Source organism: Paenibacillus sp. FSL E2-0190, from assembly GCF_037992965.1.
In the GTDB taxonomy this organism is placed as follows: domain Bacteria; phylum Bacillota; class Bacilli; order Paenibacillales; family Paenibacillaceae; genus Paenibacillus_AQ; species Paenibacillus_AQ odorifer.
Genome location: NZ_CP150306.1, coordinates 783104 through 797505, shown reverse-complemented (window position 1 = coordinate 797505; position 14402 = coordinate 783104). Strand labels below are relative to the sequence as shown.

Sequence of the window (14402 nt, the reverse complement as noted above, 5' to 3'; positions counted from 1 at the left end):
TCAGCTTCTCTATCTATATTTGCTTATTTTGGGAGTAATGAACATGGCGAAAGTATTACAAATGGGTATATATTTTCACATTTTATCCAATTCCTCTAGCGTTGGACTGAGAAAGCCCTCCAGTTGTTGCTGCAATTTGCTCTAGAACATGTAATTCCGCCTTCAATAACAAAACAGAGGACAGGCTTGTTGGCTCCGTGTTTGCCCCTTCTCCATACATCCGATCCTCAATCTCTTCACTTCTTTAGCCCCGCCCTGCTCCTTGCTTCCAAATTTATCGAGCAACGCACAGAATTTATTCCATAGATTCAGATTAAAAGACGATCATTGATCTGCACTTTGCAGAAACTGATCGTCTTTCTTGTCTTACAGTCCTTCTTCTCCGAATTCATACAAAAAACCGAGAAAGAGCACTTCATTTAAAAGTGTCGATTTCTCGGTTACCGTTACCCACCCGTTATTTTAATTAGTTAGATTGCCCTTCCATCGCTCTAATGGATTCATCCACCTTCACCATCATAGAACATTCGACTCTTTTGCGGAAGACGTCACAGCTGAAGTCATAGGTTCCGACGAGGGAACCCGTCGCGTGCAGTGCATTGGCAGGACAACCACCGCTGCAGTAGAGTTTAGCCCAGCAGTCCTTGCATTCCGGCTTCGAGTAGCAGTTGCTCTCTTGGAATTGACATTGCAGCTCAGGTTTTGTGATGCCATCCCAGAGGTTTCCCATGCTGTATTCTTCATCCCCGACGAACTGGTGACAAGGAAAAAGCTCTCCCCAGGGGGTGACAGCAAGATATTCGGTTCCTGAACCACAGCCAGTAATTCTCTTCTGGATGCAAGGTCCTTCCGAGAGGTCAAGCATGTAGTGATAAAAGGTAAACCCCTTGCCCTGCTCATCACGTCCAATCATTTCCTTGGCGAGAATTTCGTACTGGTTGTAGATCTCCGGCAGGTCCTCCTCGGTAAGTGCATAAGGTTCCTTTGGATCACAGATGACTGGTTCCATCGAGATCTTGTCAAAACCAAGGTCTGCGATATGAAATATATCGTTGGTGAAATCGACATTGTTACGAGTGTAAGTTCCTCGAACATAGTACTCTTGGTCCCCGCGCTTACGAACGAATTCCTTGAACTTCGGAACAATATGATCGTAGCTGCCTTTTCCGTTAACCGTTTGGCGAAGTCGGTCATGAACCTCTTTTCTTCCATCTAGGCTTAATACGACATTGTACATTTCCTGATTTAAAAACTCGGTGACCTCATCGTTCAGCAGCATCCCGTTCGTCGTGAAGGTGAAGCGGAACTTCTTTTTGTATTCTTGTTCTTTGCTTCTTGCATAAGCTACGATCTGTTTAACCACTTTCCAAGCCAAGAGCGGTTCCCCGCCAAAAAAGTCGATGTCCAGGTTTCGATGATGACCCGAATTTTCAAGCAGGTAATCGATAGCTTTTTGTCCAACCTCATAGCTCATGATTGCTCGATCTCCGTTGTATTTCCCTTGGCTGGCGAAGCAATAGTCGCATGATAGATTACAGGTATGCGCAACATTGAGGCAGAGTGCCTTAACATAAGTTTTCCGTTTTTTTAAATCAAGCGAGAGGTTCTCATACTCATCTTTTGTAAAAAGCTGACCATCATTTATAAGCTCCTCGATATCCACGATGGTTTCTCGAATGTCACTCTCAGAAATGCTGGAATCATGCTTATATTTCTCTAACATCATTGTCACGATTTGGTCGACAGAAGTTTTCTCATAAAGCGCTATAATTTCATATGCTAGGTCATCAACAACATGTACTGAGCCACTGTAAGTGTCGAGCACGATATTGTATCCATTTAGTTTATATTGATGAATCATACTTACTAATCAAGCTCCTTTTGCACACAAGTAGAAACGGCTTTGCCATCCTGTAGCGGAAGCGTCCATTTCTTAAAAATAGCCGCCCATCAGCAGAGCAATGGGCGGTAAAATTCCGAATCTTATCTGTTCATTGCATTTTCACACTTCTGGTTTGCAACGCCGCAGGAAGTTTTACAAGCGGACTGGCAAGAGGTCTGGCATGCGCCGCATCCGCCGTGTTTTGCGGTATCCATCAGTTTGCGGGTGCTTAGGGTTACGATTCTTTTCACGATAAATAACTCCTTCTGTAATTTCTTGTGATCACTTTCGCTTAATTTCCATGGAACATCGTAGCAACATCACGCAGGTACGTCTATGATGCCTGTCACCTAGCAGAGCAGAGAGGGGTTAAACATAAGCATCAACACTAATTTTCGTGCAGTCTTTCATGCTTGTGATCGTAAGATGCGGTAGCGGGAACCAGAGTCAGCGCAATACTAAAAAAGTGAAACAAAAAAGAGACGGCAATGATGCCATCTCTTTAACAACATTTTTTCTCATACTTGTCCGTAAAGTCCAATAAATATAAGGATTTCATAGCACTGTATCCTTCCTTACCAGTAGAGCGACACTCTCCACATGCGTGGGTGGACAATGTGAACAAACTTATATGAGGAGCCCTAAGACACTTCCAGACAGTTTATCTGCTCTTGACGCCTTAGTTCATAAAAATATTGCACAATTGGATGCTTTAACTCATCTTCTCGCTCATGTTTAAAATCCGCTTTTTCCCAACTCGTCGGTCCAATAAGGCTAGAATATTCAATAAGATATCGTCGCTTTCTAAGCTCTCCTCTATGGAAATAGATAAATACTTAGTAGCTATAACAATAAAGTTCGATTTACTTAATAATGCCTGAGCTGACAAAAGTTCCTTTGCAAGTTCTGATATTTTTCTGCTTCTTGCAATGACTATTAGCCGATCCTCCGGGATGATCCCCTTACTATCTTTTCTAACCGCTTCAATTTCTTCATGGTTGATAGGAATTTGAAGATCTGAACCGAGCATAACATCTATGGCGTGCTGCAGAGGGACGAGAATGGCCCTCCTATCCATAACCGAACGGATGCTTTTTGTACTCTAAGGGGCTTAAGCCGACTCTATTTTTGAACACACGACTAAAATAGTACTGGCTCTTATACCCTACCTTCACGGCCAGATCCCCGATTTTGATATTCGGCATTACGTCATCCAGAATCTCCTTCGCCTTCGATATCCGAAGCTCGGTGACATAGTCAAGGAATGAAGCACCGATTTCTTGCTTCATACGCTTACTAAGATAGGTTTGATTGATATGAAATAGTGCTGCTACTCGAGTAATAGACAGCTCCGGATCCTGATAATGACTGTCAATATACTCGGTTACTTTTTGAATAAGCACTGTCCCATCCCCTGTATACCCGGGAAGCTCCCGCTCCTTATCCACCCTGCCTTCATGTGAATTCAAAGGATATTTTACCTGAAGATGCTCATCGATCCGATGAAGCAGCTTGTTCAGATCACTCTTCGGCACAGGTTTCAATACATAATCGAATGCTTGCAGTTGCACGGCTTGACGCGCATATTCAAAGTTATCGTACCCGCTGATGATGACAACCAGAACCGACGGGCAGCGTTCGCGCAATATGTTCATCAGATCGAGCCCATTCATATTCGGCATGTTGATGTCCACAAGACATACATGTGGTGGGGCTTCCTCCACCATATTCAATGCTTCGTTTGCACTTTTCGCTTCTCCTGCAACCTCAAAAAGATACGGACTCTCCTCAATGTATTGTCGCAAGCCTTTGCGAATGATCGTTTCATCATCGACGATGACAATCTTCCACATCTTCATTCCACTCCCCGTCCAAAGGTATTCGAATGACCATAACGGTAATGCCATCTTCGCTCTTCACTGCAAGGCCATATGGCACTCCGTAAGCTAGTCGAATGCGATGGTTTACACTGTATAGCCCAAAGCCTGTGGCAGAACGATCATATGTATCATCAAGAAGGGCTTGATTTATCTGCTCAAGCTTCTCTTCCGGAATCATAACCCCATTATTTTCAACCTTAATGACCAAATAATCGGCCTGTTTATATGCTGTAATCGAAATTTTGCACTTTTGATCCCCAAGTGGCTTAATCCCGTGATAAATCGCATTTTCCACCAAAGGCTGCAGCATGAAGCGAACGACTTGGCACTGATCAAGCTTTTCATCATATCGAAGCTCGTAGTCCAGAATCTCCTCATATCGCACACCTTGAATATGAAGATAACTCTCGACATGGTACAACTCCTGATCAAGCAGAATGTATGGACTGCCTGTGCCAAGCCCTAATCGGAAATACGCGCTAAGCGCTTCCACCATCTCCACCACATTGTCTGCTCCATGTTCCGTTGCCATCCACTGGATCGTATCCAATGTGTTGTATAAAAAGTGCGGCTTGATCTGCTCATGAATCAGTCTGAGTTCCATCTCCTTTCGGTCCTGCTCCACAGCGTATAATTGAACAAGCATGTCATTGAAGCTTCGTCCAAGATCGCCGATCTCATCCGAGCGCGTAACATCTGCTCGTATGGTTTGGTTGCCGTTCTGCACATTTTCCATTACCTGGCGAAGCGACTGAATTGGACGAATAATGGAAGAAGCAAGCAGCACCAGAAAGACGATAAACGCACTACCGATAAGAACGCCTACCAGCAATGCAGTCCGCTGGGTTTTGATCACCGCTAACGATAGACTTGAATTCGGTACTTTGAGTACTAACTTCCAGCCTTCCACATTTTGAATTGGAGCCTCAAATACACTCATGTTCTTCTTATCTGCTGTATCCTCCGCTCCATCTTCTTCACCCAGCTCTCTGCAATCGACGATAAGCTGGCCTGACTGGTCATATAGCATTACATCTTGAGCAATCTCCCTCATCTTCTTGACGGAGACGGCTGCGGCAATATAAGCTACCTCATCATTCACCGATGGATTCACGCGATAAAGAATGACGACGATTTCGGCTGCATTCGCTTTGGATACGATCGGATTGCTTACCACATAATTGGAATCTGAATTCAGCAGTTTTCGATAGTAGGGTCGGTTTAGTATCGAAAAAGGCTTGTCCCTTGCTGACCAGGAATTTCCGTGAATATCCACCACGCGTATGGATTCGTACTCTACTTTCTTCTTCGCCTCGAACTTATCGAACTCTTGCAGCAATTCATCTCGTGTCCACTGATGGTCCGAAGCTAGAGAAGCAAGCATGTCTATCTCTCCAATGCGCTGATTAAACCAATAATCAATCTGGTCGCTGCGTGCAGTAACCACTTGCTGCGTTAAGTTCTTATTCAAAGGGACAACCGTATGGTTCATCTCCAAATATATTGTTACAAGCAATGCAACGAACAGCAGCAAGAAGCAGCCTCCTGCGATTAACGTAATTTTTAAGTGAATTGATTTCATTGTAATCATAGCCCTTCACAATATCCGTTTCTTACATGCCCGAAAAAGACAAAAAAACACTAATCTGTGCAAATACATAATGCTGTACTAAATCTATAATAGGTCTTGTGCATATTTTCACATGAAATAACATTCATGTCTAGGCTAGAGATAAAGGATTTGCCTAGCAAATCTTCCTCTCCCTAGTGTATGTAACCAATTCACAACAGAATGAAGGAGATATTATGCGAACTCACACGAAAAAGCTGTTATCTATTCTACTAGTCCTCAGTCTTATGTTCACGCTTGCTGCTTGCGGCAGTAAAGATGCAGAACCCGCTGCAGATGCAAACGGAGTTCAAGTCTTTGAAGGAGTTGGGCAAGGTAAACATGGCGATATTAAAGTACAAGTCTCCTTATTAGATAACAAGATCACTGACATTAAAGTGACAGAGCATAAGGAAAATGAAGTACTTGCAGAACCTGTTTATACGCAGCTCAAGCAAGAGGCCATGGCAACTAACAGCGCAAAAGTTGATGCCATTAGCGGATCTACAGTTACAAGCAAAGGATATCTCGAAGCCATTCAAGATGCAATTACGAAGTCTGGACTTACCCTTGTCGCTGGCGCTGCAGTCAGTGGAAGCAAAGACAAAGAAGAAGTCGAGCAAACCTATGATGTTGTCGTCATCGGTGCCGGGGGTGCTGGCTTTAGTGCGGCTATCGAAGCGAAGAGCGCTGGAGCTAATGTAGTTCTGCTCGAGAAAATGCCAGCTGTTGGCGGCAACACATTGATTTCCGGTGGTGAGATGAATGCGCCTGACAACTGGGTTGAACGTGCTCTTGGCATCACAGATGACACGGCTGACTTGTTCTATAATGATACGATGAAAGGCGGAGACAACCTCGGGGATCCAAAGATGGTTCGTATTCTTGCCGACAATGCTCTAGCATCTGCCGAATGGCTGCGCGATGATATCAAGGTAGAGTTCTTACCTGATCATCTGTTCCAATTTGGTGGCCATTCCAGAAAACGTGCGTTGATTCCTGTAGGTCATACAGGTGTTGAATTGATTACTAAGTTAAAAGCCAAAACAGACGCTGATCAAATCACGATCAAAACGAATATGAAAGCCGAAACCTTGCTGAAGGACGAAAGCGGCAAAGTAACAGGTGTAACTGCGACTTCGGGTACTGGCGACAAGATCACATTCCATGCGAACAAAGGCGTCATCATCGCTACCGGTGGTTTTGGATCCAATGTAGAGATGCGTAAGAAGTATAACCCTACAATGGATGAAAAATATATGACTACCGATACACCAGGATCTACAGGTGACGGTATCGTTATGGCAGAAACGATTGGCGCCAAACTGACAAACATGGAGAGTATTCAAACGTATCCAATCTGTAATCCTGAGACAGGTGTTATTTCCCTGGTTGCAGACTCCCGCTTCGATGGTGCGATCCTGATTAACCAAGAAGGCAAGCGCTTCGTTGAGGAATTAGAACGTCGTGACGTTATTTCTAAAGCAATTCTTGCCCAAACGGGTGGATATACGTATCAATTATGGAATCAAGGCATTGAGGATATTGGTAAAACGATCGAAGTTCATCAAGACGAATACGATCAACTCGTTAAACAAGGCTTGCTCTTTAAAGCCGATACGATTGAAGAGGCGGCTGATTTCTTTAAAATTGACGTGAACACTTTGAAAGAAACGATTAATAAAGTAAATGATTATGCGAAAACAGGTAAAGACCTTGATTTCAAACATCGCGGTGGATTGAAATCTCTTGAAAAAGGCCCTTACTACATCGAAAAAGCTGTACCCTCCGTTCACCATACAATGGGCGGCTTGGTGATCGACGAGAAGACTCGCGTTTTGAATGAAAAAGGCGAAGTCATCCCTGGGTTGTTCGCTGCAGGTGAAGTAACAGGGGTCATTCATGGTACAAACCGTCTTGGCGGTAATGCCATCGCTGATATCTTCACATTCGGCCGGATTGCAGGCAAACAAGTTGTAGCAGAGTAATCTTATTTTTTGTGTAACTGCTCTATTAATAAGTTAGCCTTAAAAACGTGCAAGATAACTTGTAGAGTGCCGGTTGACTGCTAACTTTCAAGCTGCCCTCTATGACATAGCAAACCGCCCTGTTCGCAACATTGCGAATGAAGTGACCCCTTAAAGTTAGACAGGTATATAATTAAGCGACTTGTTGGGCCTGAGTTCGGTACTGTACCGGACTCAGGCCTTTTAGTTTTGCCTTAATTCGCTTGTTGTTGTAATAATCGATGTATTTTGATAGCTCTTGTTTGAAATGTGTGATACTTTCGAATTCCTTTAAATATAGAAATTCAGATTTCATGATACCAAAGAAGTTCTCAATGACGGCGTTGTCGTAGCAATTACCTTTACGGGACATACTTTGCTTGATATCTCGTTCTTCAAGGGCATGACGATACTGCTTCATCTGATAGTGCCAGCCTTGGTCAGAATGAATAAGGAGGTTATCTTCATCGGTTAATCGACGGAATGCTTGATCTAACATCGTTGAAACAAGCGAGTAGACAGGCCTTGAACCGATTGTATACGTAATAATCTCACCATTATATAGATCTAGAATTGGAGATAAGTACAGCTTTTCTCCAAATAATTTAAACTCTGTAATATCCGTAACCCACTTCTCATTTGGATTCTCAGCGTGGAAGTTACGTTCTAATATGTTCGGTGCGAGTTTGCCAATCGTCCCTTTATAGGAACGATATTTCTTCATACGTACCACACACTTTAAACCCAATACCTTCATCAAGCGTTGTACCTTTTTATGATTCACATGGTGTCCTCGATTCACTAACTCGTCACGAATACGACGATAACCATAACGACCCTCATGCTCCTCGTAAATCGCTTGAATAACGTCTTTTAGCTCCTTATCTCTATCGGGCATACCAAACGTTTTTACCACGAAATAATACGTACTACGAGGGATATCTGCTAGCTGCAGGAGGGCTTTCACCGAAAATTCGTTCCTTAGTTCATAGACTACTCGTGCTTTGTCTTGTTTGGTGATTTTTCCTTGTTTTGAATTAAGGCATTCAACTTTTTTAAATATGCATTTTCCATTCTCAAACGCTCTACCTCTGCTTGTAATGCCTCAACAGACCCTTCTTTTTACGTTTGAATCTTTCGTTTATTAGGTTCTTTTTTCATGGATGGACGCCCCTTCTTCTTTGGTTGTAGGGCGTCCATCCATGTAACTCTAAGCTTCTATGCCAGCTTAAAATGGTACTATGACTCGCAATATTAAATATCGCAGCCGTTTCTCTAACAGACGTCCCGAATTCGTTCATATAATTAAGTACGTCTAGTTTAATCTGTGCAGGATATGATGTATAGCCCTTTTTAAAAGCTTCTTCACCATGATGCTCATATTGACTAATCCAGTTTGAAAAGACAGAATTGTGAATCCCGATTGATTTTGCAATGGTTTTTAAGCTCTCGGATCCCTTTTTATAACGCATAATAGCTTGGATTTTTTCGTCTGTACTGTACCTGGTCATAAAAAAACTGCACCTCCAAATGTTAGTTATGTCTAACAATTGGGGTGCAGTTCATAATTAGGCGGTCAATTTTGAACTATCGTGTCCCATTAGCGTAATAGTTCTTTTTAATTTGTGATTGAGCTATAAATTCTTTTGCCTAATTACTTTAAACTTAACTTATTTAATATCTCTATAAATTGACTTTTAGTTTCAGGCTTCTTATCATTTTTTGTGAAGTTTAACATATAAATAGCCTTTCCTTTTATAGGTAGTGATGCATAATAAATATCATGTGTTCCTGTAATACCCGAGGCAGCAGAACCATTATCGGAATCTAATGTAATTAATCTAGATTTACCCAAAGGTAGATCAATATATTCATCATTAGTTACACTACTATGATTAGGCATTTGTGTTAGAAAATTAAAGTTATCCATGTAGTTAATTGCACTAACTGTTCCTCTATTCTCGTCGTTTTCATCTAAAAAATTATATACAACAGTTTCACTTTTATCGAGCTTCCAATCTTTAGGTAACACAATATTTAACAATGTTAAACTATCTTGATTGTTTACAATCTCGTTAGAAGACTCTCCATTATTTTGTTTTGCTTGGTTGGTTGAGGTTGATATTCCTTCCCGCTGCAGAGCTTCGATATTAGAACAAGCCGAACAGATCAGCATAAAAATTAAAAGGCATGAGCTAATAGCTTTGTTTCTCATAAATACCTCCTGTATTTGTTATTATTGCTTTAGACTATATATACGCTTATAAAGTTGTAAGTTTGTGGAAGTAATATGAAGAAGCTACCAACTTTATTCAACAATCCTGCCAGTTAGCTTAACGTGAACATCTATAGGAGAACGCTAAGTTATCCGAACGTATAAAGTTGGGACTACAATCTAGTGCAAGACAGGGTACACGTCGAGTTTCAATTCCGCCATACGGATACACGTTCAACGAGACGACAAACGCCCTTGAAATTGACGAGAATACCGCCCCAATCGTGCGAGAAATATTCGAGTTATACTTACACAAAGGTCGGAGAATGTTCACGATAAGCAATGTCCTAATGCGTAGGAGTATTCCGACACCAAGGGCTAGCGCGGGTGTTTCAAATGCAGGCACCAAATGGCAACAGAGCACGATTAAGGGCATTTTATCCAATCCCGTATATCTAGGTAATCTTGTTTATCGGCGTGAAGAAACGACAGGAACGCTTGCAGAATCGGAACTATATAAAATTCGCAGAAAAGTCGAAGCGGATAAGCAAATTATTACCGTAAACACTCATCCTGCATTAGTGTCTGACGAAGATTTCGAAGCGATTCAAGTACTCATGCGTAAGAAGGGTACGCATAAAAGCAACGGTAAAGAAAGCCTGTTTTCCTATATCGTTGTTTGTCCTGCTTGTGGTAGCGGAATGCACTTCAAGCCCGATAGACGTAAAGGGGCGTATGTTTGCGGCGGATACGTTAAATATACATCTAGTTACTGCTCGTCGCATATTATCGCAGAAAAAGAATTACTACAAGCAGTTAAGGACGACCTAGCGGCGTTGGTTAGGGATAACGTAAGTATGGATAGGCTATACGGTATTGCCGAGGAAAAAGCTAATTCGGTACACACTAATACCAAAAAGGAATTGGCGCGTATTGACAAAGAATTAGCCGAAATGGATAAACGCTTTGACAAGCTGTTAAGTCTACACGTTGATGATAAGATTACGTCAGAGCAATTCAAGCAACAAAACGAACGAATAGTAAAGCAACAACAAGAATTATCGAATAGAAAAGCTGAACTAATTGTATTGTTTGAAGCAAGGCAAGACCTCACCGAACAATTACAAGTTTTCAAAAAAGAAATAGAACGGTTCTCGACCCTCGACATTAGCGATGTACAGGTCGTGAAACACGTTCTAAAAAGGTTAATACAGAAAATTGAAGTATTCGAGGGCGAAAAGATTAAAATTCACTATAATCTCTCTAACCCTCTTCCACAGAACTAAGATACAGTTTAATCGGCTGTGTCTTTTCTTTCAAGTCTTACTGTACACTCCACATGCACCGTATGCGGGAACATGTCCACCGGAGTTACCTCCACTGTCTTGTATCCGCCATCTTCGAGCACCCGCAAGTCTCTTGCCAGTGTCGATGGATTACACGACACATACACCACACGCTCCGGCTTCATAGCCAGAATCGTCTCTAACAACCGCGGATCGCAACCCTTACGCGGTGGATCGACAACGATAACATCCGCCGTAATCCCTTGCTCTTTCCAATTCGGAATGACATCCTCAGAGGCACCAACCTCGAACACTACATTCTTCATCTCATTTAACTTCGCATTCGCCCGGGCATCCTCAATAGCTTCCGGTACAATTTCGACACCGTATACCTTAGCCGCATGCTGCGCCAGGAAAAGGGAGATCGTACCGATGCCGCAATAGGCATCGATAACCGTTTCATTGCCAGTCAGTCCGGCATATTCAACGGTTTTACCGTACAACACCTCAGTCTGTGCCGGGTTCACTTGATAGAACGAACGCGCTGAGATAGCGAACTGTACATCGCCGATGTAGTCATAGATGACGTCTCTGCCCCACAGGACGCGGGTTTCGCCACCGAAGATGACATTCGTACGCTGAGTGTTGACGTTCTGGCAGATGCTGACTACATCCCGCAGCTGTTCGCGGATGCTGCCGAGCCAGGCGTCCAGGTGTGGGATGTCGCGGCCGTTGGTTACGAGGACGACCATCATTTCACCGGTGCGGAAAGCTTTCTTCACGACGACATGGCGCAGCAGGCCACGACCGGTTTCTTCACTATAAGCAGAGATGCCAAGTTCTCTGCCGATGTCTTTCACCTTGCGCACAACGTCATCATTATCCTCATGCTGGATTAAGCACGTCTCCATATCGATGATACGGTGACTTCCCCGTGCGTAAAAACCGCCTACAAGGCCACCTTCGGTTACGCCAATTGGTACCTGAGCCTTGTTGCGGTAACGCCAAGGCTCGTCCATGCCGAGTGTAGGGCGAACAAGAATGCCATCTGTATGAGCTACTCCAGCGCCATCAGTCGCACCATCCACGATGCCACCATCGTTGGCACTGTCCGTCTGACTTCCACCAGCATTACTCTCTTTGCCCTTTCCGCTGTTCCCGCCACCATCCACCCGGAGCTTCCCAATCCGCTCCAGGTTGTCCACCACCAGCTGCCGTTTCCACGCCAGTTGTGCGGTGTAGTCCATATGCTGCAGCTGGCAGCCGCCGCATTGGTCATAGATCTCGCAAGGCGCTGCGATGCGGGCGCTGCTCGCTTCTACTATATTAAGCAGCTTGGCGTAGCCATACTGCTTTTTGGTCTTGAGCACCCTTGCCCGGACTTTCTCTCCGGGAAGGGCTCCCTGCACAAAAAGGGTAAAGCCTTCTACGCGGCCTACCCCTTCACCTTCATGGGTCATGCCGATAATATCGAGCATAACCTCATCATTTTTATTCACAGGCAGTCCGGCGACAGGCGCCTTGCCGGCTGGGCGGCTGGTGCTGCGTCCACTGCGGTGTTTACTCATTATTTATAGTTCACTTCTTTCATTATCATCGCTGTATAATCCCACACTCTTGCTTTCAATCAACCTAATTATTCTGAGCAAAAATCCGCAGATGCTGCGGCAAAATCCGAAAACGACCCGGCAGCTCTCCGCCAAGTTCTCCATCCAAGTTCAATTGGACATGCCCTGGAGAGATTACATCCATTGCATCCGTACGGAAATACACAACCTTTTTATCCTGCAAATGCTCGCCACGAAGGGCCAATCTAACCAAACGGACAAACTCTGCCAAGTTGCATTTTTTAACCGCAATAACATCTAACAGACCGTCATCGATTCGAGCGCCGGGAGCAAGCTTTTCAAAGCCGCCAACAGAATTCGTATTTGCAATCAGGAACAGCATAAACTCATCATGAATAACCTCCTGCCCATTGGCACGAATGATTAGTTCCTGAGGAGATAGGCTGACCATTTTTTCAATACCTTTTAAATAGTACGCAAGCTGCCCTATCATGGTCTTCAGCTTACTTGGAACTTCATAGGTCAGTTCGGTTAGACTGCCACCGCCTGCTATATTAATGAAATAACGATCATTGGCTTTACCGATATCAATCGGACGCGACTCTTGACGAAGGATCAAATCAACGGAATCTTCCCAATTCTTCGGGATCCCCATCGCACGTGCAAAATCATTGGTAGTCCCAAGTGGCAACACGCCAAGCGGGGGGAGATTAGGTTTCTCCGCCATACCATTGATAACCTCATTTAAAGTGCCATCCCCACCGGCTGCTATGATTAGATCATAACCGCGCTCTACTGCATCCGCAGCAGCTAACATAGCATCGCCTTCTCCGGTCGTTGCATGGCAGGAGGCTTCAATGCCACCCGTATCCAGCCGGTCCAAAATGTCGGCGAGCCGCTTCTTCATTTCTTCCCGTCCAGAAGTGGGATTATAAATCAATCTCGCAGTTTTCATTACCGGAACGCCACCTGTTTTTTATAATAGAATAACCTAATTGATTATACCTAATTCGGACCACTACAATCAATGTCAGAGGACATTTATCGTAAATATTCCATTATACAACAATTCACGACACCTTATTAGGCAAAAATAACTATATATATGTCTATGCAGCAAATCCCGTATTATCCACGGAAATGGGCACTATTTTTCATGATTAAGTGGGCTAAAAAGGAAACTTTTTAACTCTTTTTTCGAATCTGTTCGAGGAGTGTCTCTACCTGTCTCTCAATCCAATGCGCAAGTAGCGGGTGCGGCAAAAGCGTCTGGCCAGAATACTTATAGGTTAACCCTTTAAGTCTGTTCGGAACCACATGTTTAGTGAAATAACCTTCACTCAAAAAAAGCGGCGCCACCAATACCTCGTGACCCTGCTCCTGCCAATACTCCACTTTGCTTCTTACACTGTCCGGATTCAGCAGACCATAATCGGCCGCCGCTACGCCGCTCACCTCACGTACACGTCCTGCCAGTGAAGAGATGCCCTGCTGCCAACGCTGGCGGAAGCCATCATAAATGCTGCCGTGACCTACCAACAGAATCGTCTCACGTTCAGGTTCCGTAGACAGCTTACGGAGCTTGTCCCAGATCATCACAGCGATGTCCGGGTCATCGTCGACAGGATAACCATAGTGAACCTTAGCCTTCACGTGGAACGGCTCTAAGTCGGTCTCACGTTCAGGCTCAGGTTTAGCCCCTAGTGCATATTCTATTTCATCGACATGTGTGCTTCCCGAGGAAACGAACAATGGGATCACAATTATATCTGTGACCCCTGCATGTTCCAGTTCATTTATTCCATCTTGAATCAGACGGCCCTCTACCAGCTCTAAAAAAGAGACCACCACTGGCATCTCTTCATCTAGCGATAATTCGCTTACGGCCTCTTCCACAATCGACACCCAAACCTCGTCGCGGGAGCCGTGACTGATAATAAGTACGCCCGGTACCAT

Annotated in this window: 10 protein-coding genes and 2 pseudogenes; 2 read left to right on the top strand and 10 right to left on the bottom strand. The window is 44.0% G+C overall.

All coding sequences use genetic code 11. The annotated features are described in order from the left end of the window. Positions 1 to 466: 466 nt before the first annotated feature. The 5 genes and pseudogenes from scfB to NST25_RS03445 form a co-directional block, all read right to left on the bottom strand. Positions 467 to 1861, bottom strand: coding sequence for a thioether cross-link-forming SCIFF peptide maturase (gene scfB, locus NST25_RS03465; RefSeq protein WP_340393313.1), 1395 nt, complete (start codon positions 1859 to 1861; stop codon positions 467 to 469). Positions 1862 to 1983: 122 nt separating this feature from the next. Beyond that, the gene (scfA, locus tag NST25_RS03460) at positions 1984 to 2133 is read right to left on the bottom strand and encodes a six-cysteine ranthipeptide SCIFF (protein WP_076098734.1); all 150 of its coding nucleotides are present in this window, start codon (positions 2131 to 2133) and stop codon (positions 1984 to 1986) included. 390 nt (positions 2134 to 2523) lie between these two features. Beyond that, a pseudogene (locus NST25_RS03455) lies at positions 2524 to 2900 on the bottom strand (hypothetical protein); the annotation flags it as partial. Positions 2901 to 2952: 52 nt separating this feature from the next. Beyond that, positions 2953 to 3735 (bottom strand): response regulator, encoded by a 783-nt coding sequence (locus NST25_RS03450; protein ID WP_339189511.1) that lies wholly within the window; start codon positions 3733 to 3735, stop codon positions 2953 to 2955. Continuing rightward, positions 3710 to 5296 carry a histidine kinase gene (locus tag NST25_RS03445; RefSeq protein ID WP_076190080.1) on the bottom strand — a complete coding sequence of 529 codons (1587 nt, stop codon included), beginning with the start codon at positions 5294 to 5296 and terminating at the stop codon, positions 3710 to 3712. The genes NST25_RS03450 and NST25_RS03445 overlap by 26 nt, the downstream gene beginning before the upstream one ends. A gap of 272 nt (positions 5297 to 5568) precedes the next feature. On the opposite strand from NST25_RS03445, the gene NST25_RS03440 reads away from it, so the two are divergent. Further along, a complete protein-coding gene (locus NST25_RS03440) occupies positions 5569 to 7359 on the top strand; it encodes a flavocytochrome c (protein ID WP_340393312.1) in 1791 nt (596 codons plus the stop codon). 172 nt (positions 7360 to 7531) lie between these two features. Here the strand turns inward: NST25_RS03440 and NST25_RS03435 are convergent. Next, positions 7532 to 8888, bottom strand: a pseudogene (locus NST25_RS03435) (IS3 family transposase). Between the two features lie 143 nt (positions 8889 to 9031). After that, entirely contained in the window at positions 9032 to 9592 is a 561-nt protein-coding gene (locus tag NST25_RS03430) for a hypothetical protein (protein WP_339189507.1), read from the bottom strand. 167 nt (positions 9593 to 9759) lie between these two features. On the opposite strand from NST25_RS03430, the gene NST25_RS03425 reads away from it, so the two are divergent. Continuing rightward, complete coding sequence (locus tag NST25_RS03425) at positions 9760 to 10878, top strand: recombinase family protein (RefSeq protein WP_339189505.1); 1119 nt, start codon at positions 9760 to 9762, stop codon at positions 10876 to 10878. An 8-nt stretch (positions 10879 to 10886) separates the two neighbouring features. On the opposite strand, the gene rlmD is transcribed toward NST25_RS03425, so the two are convergent. The 3 genes from rlmD to NST25_RS03410 all read right to left on the bottom strand — a co-directional run bounded on the left by rlmD (position 10887) and on the right by NST25_RS03410 (position 14402). Then, complete coding sequence (rlmD, locus tag NST25_RS03420; protein WP_340393311.1) at positions 10887 to 12446, bottom strand: 23S rRNA (uracil(1939)-C(5))-methyltransferase RlmD; 1560 nt, start codon at positions 12444 to 12446, stop codon at positions 10887 to 10889. Positions 12447 to 12510: 64 nt separating this feature from the next. Next, positions 12511 to 13401 (bottom strand): diacylglycerol kinase, encoded by an 891-nt coding sequence (locus tag NST25_RS03415; RefSeq protein ID WP_036680719.1) that lies wholly within the window; start codon positions 13399 to 13401, stop codon positions 12511 to 12513. A gap of 230 nt (positions 13402 to 13631) precedes the next feature. Next, positions 13632 to 14402: a CbiX/SirB N-terminal domain-containing protein gene (locus NST25_RS03410; protein ID WP_339189474.1), complete on the bottom strand. Its 771-nt coding sequence runs from the start codon at positions 14400 to 14402 to the stop codon at positions 13632 to 13634.